The organism is Myroides pelagicus (genome assembly GCF_009711055.1).
In the GTDB taxonomy this organism is placed as follows: domain Bacteria; phylum Bacteroidota; class Bacteroidia; order Flavobacteriales; family Flavobacteriaceae; genus Flavobacterium; species Flavobacterium pelagicum.
This window is the reverse complement of record NZ_WMJY01000001.1, coordinates 63,459-80,279: the sequence shown is the minus strand read 5'-3', so window position 1 is coordinate 80,279 and position 16,821 is coordinate 63,459. Positions and strand designations below refer to the sequence as shown.

Annotated in this window: 13 protein-coding genes and 1 pseudogene; 3 read left to right on the top strand and 11 right to left on the bottom strand. The window is 33.8% G+C overall.

Annotated features, from left to right (window positions below; genetic code table 11):
• Positions 1-47: 47 nt before the first annotated feature.
• Together GJV77_RS00325 and GJV77_RS00320 are read right to left on the bottom strand one after the other, a co-directional pair.
• Positions 48-341 carry a DUF4834 family protein gene (locus GJV77_RS00325; RefSeq protein WP_155034363.1) on the bottom strand — a complete coding sequence of 98 codons (294 nt, stop codon included), beginning with the start codon at positions 339-341 and terminating at the stop codon, positions 48-50.
• 116 nt (positions 342-457) lie between these two features.
• Positions 458-823 carry a rhodanese-like domain-containing protein gene (locus GJV77_RS00320; protein ID WP_155034362.1) on the bottom strand — a complete coding sequence of 122 codons (366 nt, stop codon included), beginning with the start codon at positions 821-823 and terminating at the stop codon, positions 458-460.
• Between the two features lie 90 nt (positions 824-913).
• Between GJV77_RS00320 and hemN the strand changes: the two genes are divergently transcribed.
• Both hemN and GJV77_RS00310 read left to right on the top strand, forming a co-directional pair.
• Positions 914-2,275, top strand: coding sequence for an oxygen-independent coproporphyrinogen III oxidase (hemN, locus tag GJV77_RS00315; RefSeq protein ID WP_155034361.1), 1,362 nt, complete (start codon positions 914-916; stop codon positions 2,273-2,275).
• Between the two features lie 33 nt (positions 2,276-2,308).
• Positions 2,309-2,503, top strand: coding sequence for a hypothetical protein (locus GJV77_RS00310; RefSeq protein WP_155034360.1), 195 nt, complete (start codon positions 2,309-2,311; stop codon positions 2,501-2,503).
• Between the two features lie 104 nt (positions 2,504-2,607).
• Here GJV77_RS00310 and GJV77_RS00305 read toward each other — a convergent pair whose 3' ends face one another.
• The 9 genes and pseudogenes from GJV77_RS00305 to aroB all read right to left on the bottom strand — a co-directional run bounded on the left by GJV77_RS00305 (position 2,608) and on the right by aroB (position 14,659).
• On the bottom strand, positions 2,608-3,516 hold the full coding sequence (locus GJV77_RS00305) for a phospholipase A (protein ID WP_155034359.1): 909 nt from the start codon (positions 3,514-3,516) through the stop codon (positions 2,608-2,610).
• 14 nt (positions 3,517-3,530) lie between these two features.
• Positions 3,531-6,182 (bottom strand): DNA gyrase/topoisomerase IV subunit A, encoded by a 2,652-nt coding sequence (locus GJV77_RS00300; protein WP_155034358.1) that lies wholly within the window; start codon positions 6,180-6,182, stop codon positions 3,531-3,533.
• A 1-nt stretch (position 6,183) separates the two neighbouring features.
• Positions 6,184-8,034, bottom strand: coding sequence for a DNA topoisomerase IV subunit B (locus GJV77_RS00295; protein WP_155034357.1), 1,851 nt, complete (start codon positions 8,032-8,034; stop codon positions 6,184-6,186).
• A 72-nt stretch (positions 8,035-8,106) separates the two neighbouring features.
• A complete protein-coding gene (locus tag GJV77_RS00290) occupies positions 8,107-9,042 on the bottom strand; it encodes a YihY/virulence factor BrkB family protein (protein WP_155034356.1) in 936 nt (311 codons plus the stop codon).
• Positions 9,043-9,216: 174 nt separating this feature from the next.
• Positions 9,217-10,311: a redox-regulated ATPase YchF gene (ychF, locus tag GJV77_RS00285; RefSeq protein WP_155034355.1), complete on the bottom strand. Its 1,095-nt coding sequence runs from the start codon at positions 10,309-10,311 to the stop codon at positions 9,217-9,219.
• Between the two features lie 168 nt (positions 10,312-10,479).
• Positions 10,480-10,773 (bottom strand): annotated as a pseudogene (locus GJV77_RS00280) (hypothetical protein); the annotation flags it as partial.
• Between the two features lie 95 nt (positions 10,774-10,868).
• The gene (locus tag GJV77_RS00275; protein WP_155034353.1) at positions 10,869-11,843 is read right to left on the bottom strand and encodes a deoxyhypusine synthase family protein; all 975 of its coding nucleotides are present in this window, start codon (positions 11,841-11,843) and stop codon (positions 10,869-10,871) included.
• A 29-nt stretch (positions 11,844-11,872) separates the two neighbouring features.
• Positions 11,873-13,282, bottom strand: coding sequence for a type III PLP-dependent enzyme domain-containing protein (locus GJV77_RS00270; protein ID WP_155034352.1), 1,410 nt, complete (start codon positions 13,280-13,282; stop codon positions 11,873-11,875).
• Between the two features lie 297 nt (positions 13,283-13,579).
• Complete coding sequence (aroB, locus tag GJV77_RS00265) at positions 13,580-14,659, bottom strand: 3-dehydroquinate synthase (protein WP_155034351.1); 1,080 nt, start codon at positions 14,657-14,659, stop codon at positions 13,580-13,582.
• A gap of 855 nt (positions 14,660-15,514) precedes the next feature.
• Between aroB and GJV77_RS00260 the strand changes: the two genes are divergently transcribed.
• Positions 15,515-16,687: a proline dehydrogenase family protein gene (locus GJV77_RS00260; RefSeq protein WP_155034350.1), complete on the top strand. Its 1,173-nt coding sequence runs from the start codon at positions 15,515-15,517 to the stop codon at positions 16,685-16,687.
• The last annotated feature ends 134 nt before the right edge of the window (positions 16,688-16,821 follow it).

Below are 16,821 nucleotides of genomic sequence, written 5' to 3'. Positions count from 1 at the left end.
AGAGAAAAAAGACCACATAAAAAAAGGTTCTGATTAATCAGAACCCTTTACTTTTTATCGATTTCTTCAAACTCGATGTATTCACCTACAACTTTAGTCGAACGAGGCACTTTACCCGTGTTAGCTGACTCAGTGTCTTGATAGGTGTTATTTGACGAGTTTGTATTACCATTGTTTTGGTAGAAATCTTGTTGTCGTTGTTGAAAATTCTCACTTGCCTTCTTAGCAGCTTTCACTAAGAGCATTGGAAGTAAGTATCGCATAGCGAATTTGAATGCATAATAAATTAAGATTATTATACACAAGGTTTTCAAAAAACCTGTAAATGAAGCTGTATCCATAACCTTTTGCTTTTTCCAAAAATAGAAATTAATCAAATATCAAGATAACTTTAATTCTTAAATTATTGATAAATATTAATTCTTTTGCTTAGAATACTTTATAGAGTGAAGAAGAATTACCAGATTGTATATCCTCCATCTAATTCATACACAGCCTTAAACCCATTGTCCAGTAAAGCTTGTCTAGCCTTAGCACTTCGCTTTCCTGATTTACAGAAAATATAGATAGGCTCCTCTTTATTGTATTTTTGCATATTATCTAAAAAGTCCTCCGATAGAAAATCTACATTTTCAGCATTATCAATAGTTCCTTCTTTGAATTCTTTTGGTGTACGAACATCTACAAGTTGCGTGTTTTTTTGTTCAATTACTTTTTCAAAAGAATCTTTGTTTAGTAAATATTCTTTGTCTTTTTGTTGACCACAACTATAAGAAGTAGTAAAAATAGTTAAGAGTAAAGTTAAAATAAGTGCTCTCTTCATGATTTAAATGTTAATAGTGATTAGAAAAAATGACATTTGTCATAGTAATAATTTTGACTTTAAAGTACTTTTGTTTCAAATATACGCAAAATGACAATGTCTCTTATACAAAAATACAATGTTCCAGGGCCGCGATATACGAGTTACCCTACTGTTCCCTACTGGGATCAGGACTCATTTACTCCCGAGCAATGGATCAGTTCAGTGAAACAAGCGTTTAAAGAATCCAATGATACAGAAGGGATTAGTATTTATATACACCTTCCTTTTTGTGAAAGCTTGTGTACATTCTGTGGCTGTCACAAACGAATTACTAAACGTCACGAAGTAGAACAGCCTTATATTAAAGCACTTTTAAAAGAATGGGATTTATACTGCAAAGAGTTTGGGGAAACTCCAGTTATAAAAGAAATTCACTTAGGAGGAGGAACGCCTACCTTCTTCTCTGTTGAGAATCTAACCACGCTAATAAAAGGAATTACAAGTAAGGGAAAAATAGCTGACAAACATGAGTTTAGTTTTGAAGGACACCCAAACAATACAACAAAAGAACAATTACAAGCACTATTTGACTTAGGTTTTAACCGTGTAAGTTTTGGTGTACAAGATTATAATCCTGAAGTTCAAAAAGCAATACACCGTATTCAAACATTTCACGATGTAGCAAGAGTAACTTTATGGGCCAAAGAAATAGGATACACTTCTATTTCACATGATATTATTTACGGTCTTCCGTTTCAGACATTATCTCACATTATAGATACTATTGAAAAGACTAAATCGCTATCTCCAGATCGATTAGCTTTTTATAGCTATGCACATGTGCCATGGATTAAAGGAAGTGGTCAACGTGGGTTTAATGATTCAGATGTACCAAAAGATGACGAAAAAAGACTACTATACGAAAAGGGAAAAGAATTACTTTTGAATAATGATTATGTAGAGATAGGAATGGATCACTTCTCATTAAAAAGTGATTCATTATACAAGTCTTTAAACAACGGTAACATACACCGTAACTTTATGGGATATACTTCGTCTAAGACAAAAGTAATGATTGGATTAGGGGTATCTTCTATCAGTGATAGCTGGTATGCTTTTGCTCAAAATGAAAAAGACATTGAGAAGTATTATGAGTTACTAGACCAAGGTACTATTCCTGTAGTAAAAGGTCATATCCTAAATCAAGAAGACTTAATTATTAGAAAACATATTTTAAATCTGATGTGTTCATTATCAACAGATTTAACAGAGGATATAGATAAAGTTGATTTCAGTAAGACGCTTGAGGAGATGAATGAGTTTGAGAAAGATAAGCTTATTGATATCAACAACAACACCATTAGGGTAACTAAAAAAGGGAGAGCCTTTATTAGAAACATTTGCATGGCATTTGATTTGCGCTTACAAGCAAATAAACCAGACAGACAATTGTTTTCAATGACAATTTAGTATCTTTAGGTAGTTGTAATAAAGTAAAATGTTATGAAATTAGAAAAAATAATCACTTTTATCGTTCTGTTATTGTTCGTTTATGGAATATATAACTTAGATGCAGCCAATTTATGGTCTATAAGAATTAATTGGTTTTCACATTTGAGTTTTATTCTCTTTGCAGCTTATCTAGTATATTCAGTAAAGAAAGCCGCAAAGCAACAAGATCAAGCAAAAAGTGAATAACGATTGTCATTTGTTTATTTGCTACATGTTTACTTGAAAAAACATTAGTAAAAAAGAGGGGAGCCTAATAGCTCCCCTCTTCTTTTATAGTATTGAAGTGATTGTTATAACCACTCGATTAAAGTAATTCCGACACCTATATTAGTCTGGTTCCAATTGTAATCAATCATAGAGTCTCCATAGCCATTGCTAACTGCTAAAAAGGCTTTTAAATGATTCTTGATTGGATACGACCAAGTAAACTCAGTATATCCTCTATTTCTATGATTAAACCTAAAATTAGTTCTATGGTTTAAAGTAAATACGTGTCCCCAGTTTGAATAGATAACATTAAACTCCCCTTTTCCGATATAATCTGTGATCTGAGGATTATCATCACCTTTAGTCTCTCTAAAACGCAACCAAGGTTTAGCAAAGAAAGTCCATTTCTTATATTCCATACCTAGGTGCATTGTAAATCTGTTCCAACTTCTAGACTCCGGAAGGCTTCGACCATTGGATTGGTGATTAAAGCCAAAGCCTACCATTTTAAATTTAAAATCTCCGATAGCTAAATCTAGTGGATAGTTAAAGATCAGCTCTGGCTCGTAGTTAAGTTCTCTAAAAGGACGAGACAAACCATCATTATAGGCCTGCCAATTTGCCGTTTGTGTAAAGGCTAACCAAAGGTCACCTTTTCCGAAAAACAATCCCTGGCTTATTTTTGTCTTAAAACTAATCTGAAACTTGATCTCTAGCTTCTTATAATCTTTATGTTCTTCAGAAACATTTATAGGACTCAAACTAGCTGGTTGCTCATTAGGCTTGTTTACATAGCGAAAAGGCAAAACATAGACTGGTTTGTAAGGACTAATAGTAAATGTCTTGTTTCTCGTCTCTGGCGTAAGCTCCCAGCGCTCATTCAATCCTTGATTAGTTCGATCTTGGTTGAAGATGGCATCTTCCTGTTCTTGTGCTAGAGATAGTAAGCCAAACAAAGAAATACAAATTGTAGAGATAATCTTTCTCCTCATAAATAAAAAAGTCATTAATCAAATAAAATAGTTCCTTGCCCGTCTTCATCTACAGAAGTCTCAGGTAATTCATCGAGTATTATATCTAATACTTCTTCCTCCTCCTCTTCCTCTTCTTCATAAGGCAACGACTCAAGCCAATTAATCTCTTTTACTTTATCTGTTGTTAATTGATTACCTAGTGCCTTAATACCTTTGATAGTAATAAACTCTTCTAAGTTAACTTCTAAACTTTCTTTTTGAATGCCTTTTACTTTAGAGAATACAATCTCTGCTACGGGTCTGTAGTCCGTAGAAACTACCTCTAGACGAGACTTTTCATGATCAGAGATAAATAGTTCTTCTTTATTTTCATTCTCAATCAAGAAGCGCTTGATATAGTATCTATCTTTTTCACCCTCGTAGTATATAGCAGCAATCGGCTTTTTAGGCTTCCACTTTTCAAGGATAATCATATCTTCTTCAAAGTGCTTACTCAAATCAGGAGTAATCGTTTTTACTTTTCCGCTTTGTGTAATAACTAATAAACGATCTTCTGCTTTGAACTCACCGAGTAGCTCTCCTCTACCTTCTACATTTAGACGATGTACAGTCTCATCAAACCAAATCTTACGAGGTCTTAATGTTGATATACCTTTTTCTTTAAGTTCAATCTTCTTGATAGCATATTTGCTGACAAGATTTCCTTTAGCTGAACGCCCTTTAATTAATAGTTCAGCAAAGTCTAAGTCAAACTTAAGCTTTTTAATGTTCGATAATTGACGAAGTATGATTGTTACTAATTCAGCCTCTCCGTTAGGATTTGCACTAAAGTACAGAACTTGAGAACCGTCTTTCCCTTGTGTTAAATCATATACTTTATCTCTCGTAATTCCTGTTACATTGAATCGCTTTACATAAGAAGATCCTGATCTTCCATCGCGATAAATAAGGTTATAGATTGTACGTGTGTCGTTTTTATCCCATACACTGATATGGATAATGTCTTTTCCAACAAACTTTTTCTCATCTACTTTAGACACAATGAAAGAACCATCGCGCAAGAACACGATAATATCATCAATATCCGAACAGTCACATACGTATTCGTCTTTCTTCAAACTAGTACCAAAGAATCCTTCTTCTCTGTTTACGTAAAGTTTTGTGTTTCTCAAAACTACTTTGGTAGCTTCAATAGTGTCAAAACTCTTTAACTCTGTAAGACGTTCTTTTCCCTTACCATACTTTTCTTTAAGCTTAGTAAAGTAATTAATCGCAAACTCAATTAAGTGAGCTAAGTTATATTTTACTTGTTCAATATCGTCCTCTAAAGACTCTATAATTTGATTAGCTTTATCAATATCAAAGCGAGAAATACGTTTAATCTTAATCTCAGTAAGGCGGACAATATCCTCGGTAGTGATATCTCGTTTTAGGTTGATAACAAACGGTCTTAGCCCTAAGTCAATTGCATTGATAACACCTTCCCAGGTTTCCTCCTCTTCGATAGAACGGTAAATTCTATTCTCAATGAATATTCGCTCTAATGATAGAAAGTGCCACTTCTCCTCTAATTCATTTAATTCAATCTCTAATTCGCTCTTAAGTAAGTCAACAGTTTGATTTGTTGACATTTTAAGCATTTCACTAACTCCTGTAAACAAAGGTTTATTATCCTGAATAATACACCCAAGAGGAGCAATAGATGTTTCACAAGCTGTAAAAGCATACAAAGCATCAATAGTTTTATCTGGTGATGTGCCAGCAGGCAAGTGAATAAGAATTTCAACTTCAGCTGCTGTATTATCTTCAATCTTCTTAATTTTTATCTTTCCCTTTTCATTGGCTTTTAAGATACTATCGATCAAAGAGGTAGTCGTTGTCGAAAAAGGTATTTGATTGATAACAAGAGTGTTTTTATCTAATTGCGAAATCTTCGCTCTTACACGTACACGTCCTCCTCTTTGTCCATCATTGTAATTCGAAACATCTGCAATCCCCGCTGTTGGAAAATCTGGATATATTGTAAAAGGTTTACCCTTTAATATATTTATAGAAGCATTGATAAGTTCTATAAAGTTGTGTGGTAATACCTTAGTTGATAGACCTACAGCAATCCCCTCTCCTCCTTGTGCAAGTAAAAGCGGAAACTTAACAGGTAGGTTTACTGGTTCATTTCTACGACCATCATAAGATGACTGCCAAGTAGTAATCTTAGGTGAATAAAGAACTTCTAAAGCAAATTTGCTCAAACGCGCTTCTATATAACGAGAAGCTGCTGCACCATCACCAGTAAGAATATTCCCCCAGTTACCCTGCATATCGATAAGTAATTCCTTCTGACCTAGTTGTACGATAGCGTCACCGATACTAGCATCTCCGTGTGGGTGATATTGCATAGTATGTCCTACGATATTAGCTACTTTGTTGTATCTACCATCGTCAAGCTCTTTCATCGAGTGCATGATACGGCGTTGCACAGGTTTAAACCCGTCTTCAATAGCAGGTACTGCACGTTCAAGAATAACATAAGAGGCATAGTCTAAAAACCATTCCTTATATAATCCCGTTATCTTAGTGATTGTTTCTGATTGTACTTCTTCTTGTTCGGAAGTTAAATCCTCTTCGGGTTGATTTAATTGGCTATGGTTTAACTCTTCTGGATCAAAATTGTCTTCGTGGCTCATCTTATTCTACTACGTCAAGTTCTACTTTTAGATTATCTATAATAAATTCTTGTCTATCAGGAGTGTTTTTGCCCATATAGAACTCCAACATTTTCTCAATTGACATGGACTTGTCTAGCATTACTGGATCAAGTCTAATATCCTCTCCAATGAAATACTTAAACTCATCTGGTGAAATCTCACCAAGTCCTTTAAATCGGGTAATCTCAGGCTTAGGTTTTAATTTTTCAATCGCAGCAATGCGCTCTTCATCTGAATAGCAATAGATCGTTTCCTTTTTATTTCTAACCCTAAACAAAGGTGTTTGCAAAATATAAAGATGTCCATCTTTAATTAACTCAGGAAAGAATTGCAAAAAGAATGTAATTAACAATAAACGAATGTGCATACCATCGACATCGGCATCCGTTGCAATGACAATATTATTATATCTTAAATTTTCAAAATCATCTTCTATATTCAGTGCAGCCTGTAAAAGGTTAAACTCCTCGTTTTCATAAACAATCTTCTTGGTCATTCCATACGAGTTTAAAGGCTTACCTCTTAAACTAAATACAGCTTGTGTATTTACATCTCTAGATTTTGTAATCGACCCTGATGCAGAGTCACCCTCTGTAATAAAAAGTGTACTGTCTAAATATTTTGGGTTTTTGATATCTGTAAGGTGAACCCTACAATCTCTTAGCTTTTTATTGTGTAAGCTAGCTTTTTTAGCGCGCTCTTTTGCAATTTTACGAATACCTGATAGCTCTTTTCTCTCCTTCTCTGCTTGTAATATCTTTCTTAATAATGCCTCTGCTACTTCTGTATTTTTATGTAAGAAATTATCTAATTGTGTCTTAACAAAATCATTGACGAATGTACGGACTGTAGGAAGGTTTGGCCCCATGTCGGTCGAACCTAATTTTGTCTTTGTTTGTGATTCAAAAACAGGCTCTTCTACTTTTACAGAGATTGCCCCTACAACTGACTTTCTGATATCTGAGGCTTCAAAGTTTTTATTAAAAAACTCCTTAATCGTACGAACAATAGCTTCGCGAAAAGCAGCTAAATGTGTACCTCCTTGCGTTGTATTTTGTCCATTTACGAAGGAGTAATACTCTTCTGAGTACTGTGTCTTACTATGCGTTAAAGCTACTTCAATATCCTCTCCTTCAAGGTGTATAATTGGATAGATCTGATCTTCTAGTTCGATATTTTCACTTAGTAAATCTTTTAGTCCATTCTCAGAGTATAGTTTCTCTCCGTTAAAGATAATTGTCAATCCTTTATTTAGATAACAATAGTTCTTAAGCATCTTCTCTACATACTCTGTACGGTATTTGTAGTTTTTAAAGATCGTTTCATCAGCTGTAAAGGTAACCTTAGTACCTTTGCGTTTTGTAGTCTCTATGATTTCTTCTTCAGAGACTAAGTTACCAGCTGAAAACTCTGCTGCTTTTTGTTGTCCATCACGTACTGATTCTACGCGGAAGTAAGCTGATAAGGCATTAACAGCTTTTGTACCTACTCCGTTTAATCCAACAGACTTCTTAAATGCTCGGGAGTCGTACTTTCCTCCTGTATTCATTTTTGAAACAACCTCTACAACTTTTCCTAACGGAATACCACGACCATAATCACGTACTGTTACTGACTTGTCTTTTAGGACTATTTCAATAGTTTTTCCTGAGCCCATTACGAACTCATCAATACTATTGTCAATAACTTCTTTAATTAAAATATAAATACCATCATCAGGAGATGATCCATCTCCAAGTTTACCAATATACATCCCAGGACGCATACGGATATGCTCTTTCCAGTCTAATGAACGTATATTGTCTTCAGTATATTGATTTTGATCTTGCATAGAAACGTAAGGAATTTGTGCTAAATTACTATTATTTAGCTTAAAATAAAAATTTATAAAGTACGCTGATTACTATATTTCACTGTCTTTAAGGCACTCCCCTTTTTTAATAACATTCTTTTCTATTTCAATTGAAAAAGAACCTGGTGTAATAGGGGTTCCAAATAATAGGGCAAAATTCTTTGTAAATTCAGCTCCAAAATACAGAATCATAGCCGAATAGTATATCCAAATAAGCATAATAATGATAGACCCTGCCGCACCATAGAGTGAGGAGGTAGCTGTAGTACTTAAATAATACCCAATACCAAACTTACCTATCATAAATAGAAAGGTGGTAAAAACAGCCCCTATCGCAGTCTCTTTAAAACCAATTTTTCCATTAGGTAATGTTTTGAATATTAACATAAACAAAAGGGTAATCACTAAGAAGATAATAACATTATTGACAACATAGATCACATGTACTAGTTCTTCATCAAACCAAGTAGCTATATATTCATATAAAATACCAACAAATGAATTGACCATTAAGCTTACTAGCAGAAGGAATCCTACTGAAGCTATCATAGCAAAAGAGAGTAGTCTATTCTTTACAAAACGAACAATGCTTTTGTTTGGTTTAGCTGCCAATCCCCATATATAATTAATCGAACTCTGTATCTCTGCAAATACTCCTGATGCACTAAACAAAAGCATTCCAATACCTATAACAGTTGGTAGAGTTCCTGAGCGATTAATATTGACATTCTCCATGGCTCTTTTGACCTCTTGTGAGGTATTGACTCCTACCAAGTCATTTAACTGATTATAGAAGAAATCTGAAACTTCTTTTTGCTCAAAAACTAATCCACTAGCCGAAATAATCAATATAATCAACGGTGGTAAGGCAAATATGGTATAATAAGATAGCGCTGCACTAAATTTCATTGCATTATCATCTAGAAAATCGAAAACAGAATCAGTGAACAACTTAATAACCTTTTTAAAAAAAGCTTGGTTTTTCATTTTTTGCTTAAAATGTATCTTTCATTATTTTAGGGAAAACCATCATTAGTTTCTCCATGTAAAAATAACTTAAATTGTTTTGTTGAAACCTATTTTTATTGCTAAAAATAATAACATTATCCCATAAAAAAGCCCTCAATTAACTTGAGGGCTTTTAACTATTTGATATTTTGATTATACGTTAAATCTGAAGTGCATTACATCACCGTCTTTAACGATATATTCTTTACCTTCTACTCTTAGTTTTCCAGCTTCTTTTACTTTTGCTTCCGAACCATAAGCTACATAGTCATCATACCCAATAACCTCTGCACGGATAAATCCTTTTTCGAAATCACTGTGAATAACACCTGCTGCTTTTGGTGCAGTATCTCCTACTTGGATTGTCCAAGCTCTTACTTCTTTTACTCCTGCTGTGAAATAAGTCTGTAAGTTTAATAGTTTGTATGCTGAACGAATTAATTTCGAAACTCCTGGCTCTTCTAATCCTAAGTCCTCTAAAAACATTTGTCTTTCTTCAAATGTCTCAAGTTCCATAATGTCAGCTTCAGTACCTACTGCTAAAACAATAACCTCTGCATTTTCATCTTTTACTAGCTCTTTTACTTTAACTACGTAATCATTACCTGATACTGCCGCTCCTTCATCTACGTTACACACATAAAGAACTGGCTTTGTTGTAATTAATTGAAAAGCTTCCATTAACTCCTCTTCATCTTGATTTTTAGGCTCTACTACTCTTGCTGATTTTCCCTCGAGTAATACATTTTTGATACGCTCTAATAAGTCAGCCTCTACTTGTGCTTCTTTATTACCCGTTTTAGCTGCTTTTTTTACCTTTTCTAGTCTTTTCTCTACTGTATCAAGGTCTTTTAACTGCAACTCAATATCTATCGTTTCTTTATCTCTAATCGGGTTTACATTTCCATCAACGTGAATGATATTATCGTTATCAAAACAACGCAATACATGGATAATAGCATTACACTCTCTAATATTTCCTAAGAATTGGTTACCTAAACCTTCTCCTTTACTTGCTCCTTTTACTAATCCAGCAATATCAACAATCTCTACAGTAGCAGGTAATACGCGTTCTGGCACTACTAACTCTTCTAATTTAGTCAATCGTGGATCTGGTACATTCACAACCCCAATATTCGGTTCTATTGTACAAAATGGGAAGTTAGCACTCTGTGCCTTTGCATTAGATAAACAATTAAATAAGGTTGATTTACCTACATTTGGCAATCCTACTATACCTGCTTTCATATTTTAAAATATCTTGTGAATTCTTAATCGATTGCAAATATATATGAAAAATAAACAAGTTCATAGCTTTAAAACAAGATTAGAACCACACTTATCAACTCATTATCTCGCTCCATAAAAAAACCACTCCGTATAGGGAGTGGTCTCTTTTATATAATCGATTTGTTAATCTTCATCATCTGCTATTTCCAAATCCTTCAATGCGTCTAAAGAATCTTCTGAAGACTCTCCATAATCTTCGTCCTCATCATCAAAATTCTCTATTCTATCGGCTAATTTAGTACTTACTTTTACTAAGTAAATCGTATCCTCAGTCCTTACTTCAACTGCCTCAACTGTTTCATTTTTAACGTTTTTAAAACGAATAATATCCGAATCATCATATCCGTCAGGAAATTTTTCAACCAATAATGTCAAAATTTCGTTCGTTAATTTTGCATAATCAACAATTACTCTTTTCATTCTTTGTTTTTGCTTTATTTCGGCTTCAAATGTAATAGGTAAATTGTAAACTACAAATAAAAAAAACTATTAATTTATATCCGAAAAATTAAAAATTAATTACCAAGAATATAGTTGAAAATTAATGGAGCAACTATGGTAGCATCTGACTCAACGATAAATTTAGGAGTGTCTATATCTAATTTACCCCAAGTGATTTTTTCGTTAGGCACAGCTCCTGAATATGAACCATATGACGTTGTCGAATCAGAAATTTGACAGAAGTAAGACCAGAAAGGAACATCTTCCCACTCTAAATCTTGGTACATCATTGGTACTACACAGATAGGGAAATCTCCAGAGATACCTCCTCCGATTTGGAAAAATCCTACTCCGTGTCCTCCTGAGTTCGCTCTATACCACTCTGTCAAGTAAATCATGTACTCAATTCCTGATTTTACAGTATGCACATTTAATTTACCTTTTATTACGTTTGAAGTAAAGATATTACCTGTTGTCGAATCTTCCCATCCTGGACATACGATTGGAATATTCTTTTCAGCAGCTGCTACAATCCACGAATCTTTTGGGTCTATCTCATAATATTGCTCTAAAACTCCAGAGTTAACCACTTGGTATAAGAATTCGTGTGGAAAATAACGCTCACCTTTTGCTTCTGCTGAGTGCCATACGTCTTCTAAGTGTTGTTGTAAGCGACGGAATGCTTCCTCTTCTGGAATACAAGTATCCGTCACACGGTTATAGTGGTTATCTAATAACTCTCTTTCTTGTTCAGGAGTCAAATCTCTATAGTTTGGAACTCTTTTATAGTGAGAGTGAGCAACCAAGTTCATCACGTCTTCTTCTAAGTTGGCACCTGTACAAGAAATGATTTGTACTTTGTCTTGACGAATCATTTCTGCTAAAGATATTCCTAACTCAGCAGTACTCATCGCTCCTCCTAAAGAAATTAACATTTTTCCTCCTGCGTCTAAGTGCGCTTCATATCCTTTCGCTGCATCAACTAAAGCTGCAGCATTGAAGTGTCTGTAGTTGTGCTCAATAAACTGACTAATTGGTCCTTTACTCATTTTATTTATATTTTCTATTATTAATAAGATTACTCGTTTTCTTTTCTATTATATCCTAAAATATCTAATACGTCTTCTGCTGTTTGTTGTTCAGAAAACAATTCAGTAGCGATTATTCCATTCTCATCTTTATCTATTAAGATGTGTTTTGGCTGTGGAATCAAACAGTGGTGTATCCCTCCATAACCTCCAATGGTATCTTGATATGCTCCGGTATTAAAGAATCCAATATACAATGGCTTTTCTTTGTTGTACTTCGGTAAGTAGATTGCATTTAGGTTTTGCTCTGAGTTATAGTAATCATCACTATCACACGTTAGACCTCCTAATAATATGCGTTCATAAGTGTCATTCCATCGGTTGATCGGCAACATAATAAACTTTTTATTAATTGCCCATGAGTCTGGAAGTGTTGTAATGAATGACGAATCAATCATATTCCACTTCTCTCTATCATTTTGTTGTTTCTGATACAAAATCTCATAGATCGCTCCTCCACTCTCTCCTACTGTATAGGATCCAAACTCTGTAAAGATATTTGGTACATCAACTTCTGCTTCATCACATACAATTTTAATCTGATTAATAATCTCATCAACCATGTACTGATAATCAAACTCAAAAGCTAAAGAGTCCTTAATTGGAAAACCTCCTCCAATGTTTAAACTATCCAAGGTAGGACATTCTTTCTTTAAAGTTATATATACTTTCAAACATTTTACTAATTCATTCCAATAATAGGCAGTATCTCTAATCCCTGTATTGATGAAGAAGTGCAACATTTTAAGCTCTACCTTTGGGTTTTCTGCTATTTGCTTTCTATAGAAAGGGACAATACTCTTATATCCAATTCCTAAACGAGAGGTATAAAACTCAAACTTAGGAGACTCTTCTGAAGCGATGCGGATACCTATTTTAAACTTCTTCTCGATTTGATCTTGAAGCAAGTCTAATTCTTCATAGTTATCAATGATCGGAATAGTTTTATCGTGTTTGTTATTGATTAGGTTCGCAATATTATCAATGTATTGCGCACGCTTAAATCCGTTACAGATCACGAATGTATCTTTATCAATCTTACCTGATTCTAATAACTTCTCAACGATATTTACGTCAAACGCAGAAGATGTCTCTACGTGTATGTCATTTTTAAAAGCCTCGTTTAATACATAAGAGAAGTGCGAACTCTTCGTACAATAGCAGTAGTAGTAGTTCCCTTTATATTTGTTCTTCTCCATTGCTTTTCTGAACATCCCCTTTGCTTTGCTGATGTTTTCAGAAATCTTAGGCAAGTAAGTGAATTTTAATGGAGAACCATATTTTTCAACTAACCCCACTAAATCAATATTGTGAAATAATAAATTATCTTTATTAAGCTTAAATTCTTCTTGTGGAAAATAAAAAGTTTGATTGATTAAATCTACATATTTTGTATTCATTATAAAAATACTTTTTAAAAATTAATAAAAATCGGTTGTAATAAACATTAGTCCTGAGAGTAAGTTTATTTTCAAACGCGAATATTGGCAAACATGATTGGCATCTTTTCACTAAATCTAAATGAGTTCAACGCTTCCTTCATGTATTTGACAATACTATATATATAATCAGCTTTCTGTCGCTTAACAAAATGCTTTAAGTGGCGCCTTTTTGACACCCAAAATCGAATATATAAAACATTATTTTTCACTTCGGCAAATGTAACAAAATATCAGAATGAAAAAACAATTTTGCTTTTATTTTACCCCCTCTTTCAAGCTTTCTCTAAAGGCTCTAAAAATAAGGTTTTTATCAATTAAATTATCAAAGCTAGCCCCTCCTATTTCTTCTAGGAAAACACACTTTATTTCTCCTGCTTCATTTTTCTTATCAAACTTCAACCATTCTAGGATATTCTCAATGTCTTTATCAGTAAATTCTGGCATTGTATAAATACTCATTAAATCAGTTTTGATCAATTCAAAGGATTCTTGACTCAATCGTCCAGTTATCATTGATAAATAGGCTTCTAAAACCATACCAATCGCAATGGCTTCACCGTGTAGTAATGTTTCTTTTTCACTCTCACTTAAGTGATAGCTTTCAATAGCATGACCTATAGTGTGTCCAAAATTCAATATTTTTCGCAGTCCACCTTCCTTAGGATCTTGGGATACCACAGCATTCTTGATCGCAACCGAATGCATTATAAAGGTTTCTAAATCGGCAAAATCAATTGCACGAATATCGCGTAGATGCATATAATAATCCTTATCACATATCAATCCGTGCTTCAACATCTCTGCATATCCAGACTTTAATTGTGCGGCTTCTAAGGTATCCAAATAAGCCACATCAACTATCACTAATTTAGGCATTGAAAACGTACCTACACAATTCTTTACACTTCCTAAATCAACACCTGTTTTACCTCCCACAGATGCATCAACCATAGATAGTAATGTAGTGGGAGTATTATAACAGTCAATTCCTCTCATATAAACAGAGGCTACAAAACCTCCAAGGTCAGTTATCACTCCACCTCCTACGGTCAATATAGCACTCTTGCGATCAGCTCCCAATTCGAGCATCGCTTGAATAACGGATTCTACTGTTTGCAAATTCTTATGCTCTTCACCAGGTTCTATTTCAATAATTTCGAATGGAACTGTTGTGGGCAAGTTTGCCAAAAAATAAGGCATACACAATTCATTACAATTGGTATCTGTTAGTATTATCAGTTTTGAATATTGTTGTTGGTTTAGTAACTCTCCTAAATATTGATGCGCCTCATTGCCAAAAGCTACATCATATCCTTGTGCTTGTATAATTTCCATTGTATCTATTTCTTGTGCCTTATATACAAATATCTAAAATTAACGGTTATTCATAAAGCTTATTGAATAAAATCTTTATTAAACTTTTGTTGTCTCTATAATGTTTAAAACACTAAGGGTATTGCCACTCTATTTTGTTTTAGTGTTTCTGCCTATTTCTATTGACGACCCTAGTCCTAATTCAGAGAAACCAAGTCGTCATCCCAAAAACATAATTAGCTATTATTGAGATTTTAAAAAAAGTAGTTTTACATTATTGCCTTCTCAAAGCATTAACTTCTCCTCCTGCTTACATCACAGCTATTCATAAGTATCTTGTAAATCAGTCTCCCCAATACGTCAATCAGCCTTACTTTTTTAGAAACAGTACCTCAATTGTAATTAATTATCTATTTATAGTCATTACTTTCCCACGCTTTCTTGACCTTTTCTTGCCAAGAAGCTGCTTCTGGGCTCGTATACCGCACGCATTGCACAAGCTTGGCAACAAAAGCTATTATTCAAAAACCTCTATGCGGCACAACTAGCTACTGACTATTCAAAAAAATGCTTCCCTGTTTAGCACCATAGCAATTGGCTTTGTCAAAAAAAAGATTGTCTTTTACGCTGATTTTAGCCCTTCCAAACTCATAAATCTGAGCTATTAAAATATTTATAATTCCTTAGGTTTATTTTAATTTACAATGTAGTAGTATTTTAGAATATTTACTTTATAAATAACTCTAATTTTAGCAACATATAAGTAGCTATTCTTTTAAAATTTATAGAATATTCAAATACTGCTAGAAATACATAAAACTATTAAAATATTAGTAAAAGAGTAATTATATTTGCGCAACGCATTTATTTTAAGTAATGGAAAATTTATTTAACAACACAGAAGTTGCTTTTGCACTTAAAAATAATAGAGAATTAAAAAGAGCCCACTTTCTTTTTAAAATGATTAGCAAACCTACATTAGTAAAAATGGGGTCTGCCTTAGCAAATTTTGCAATCAAAACACATTTGCCAGTGACGGGTATTATCCGTGCAACAGTGTTTGACCATTTCTGTGGGGGAATCAGTGAAGAAGATTGCCTATCAGTAGTAGATAAAATGTATGCACAAGGTAAAGTTGCGTCAGTACTAGACTATTCAGTTGAGGGTAAAGAAACTGAAGAGCAATTTGACGCTGCTTTAAACATGACTTTAAAAACTATTCAGTTTGCACAAGAAAGACCTGATTCTATTCCTTTTGCAGTATTCAAACCTACAGGATTTGGTAGATTTGATATGTTTGTTAAAAAAGGAGAAGGAAAAGCCTTTACTGCTGAAGAAGAAAAGGAATGGGAAAGAATCGTTTACCGTTTCAATGTTGCTTGTCAATATGCTGCAGAACGCAAAGTATTGTTGTTAATTGACGCAGAACACAGTTGGATGCAAGATGCAGCTGATGAGATTGTACTAGACATGATGAGAAAGTACAACAGAGAAAAAGCATATATCTACAATACTGCACAGTTGTATCGTTGGGATCGTTTACAATATCTAAAAGATCTACACGTAATTGCTAAAGCTGAAGGATTTCATATAGGAATGAAAGTAGTAAGAGGTGCTTACATGGAGATAGAAAGAGAACGTGCTGCTGAAAAAGGGTATAAATCTCCTATCTGTGTAGATAAAGCTGCTACAGACATCAACTATGATGCAGCAGTTACATATATGTTAGAAAATATGGATTGTATGGCTTTATTCGCTGGAACACACAATGAAAAGAGCTCGTACTTAATCATGGAGTTAATGAATCAGTACAAAATCATGCACAATGATCAGCGTTTGTTCTTCGGTCAATTATACGGAATGAGTGACAACATTAGCTTCAACTTAGCAAAAGCTAATTACAATGTAGCTAAATACCTTCCATTTGGACCAGTTCGCGATGTAATACCTTACTTGATTAGACGTGCGGAAGAAAATACTTCCGTAGCAGGTCAAACAAATAGAGAATTAGACCTTATCGTAACTGAAATGAAAAGAAGAAACTTGTAATTAATTACCAGTTTTCATATATAAAAACGGGAACCTAGTCATCAATTAGGTTCCCGTTTTTTATCATTGAACGTGATTATCAAAGATTTTTAGTTTTCAATATTGATCAATTCTTCAACTATTCTACCAAGAAC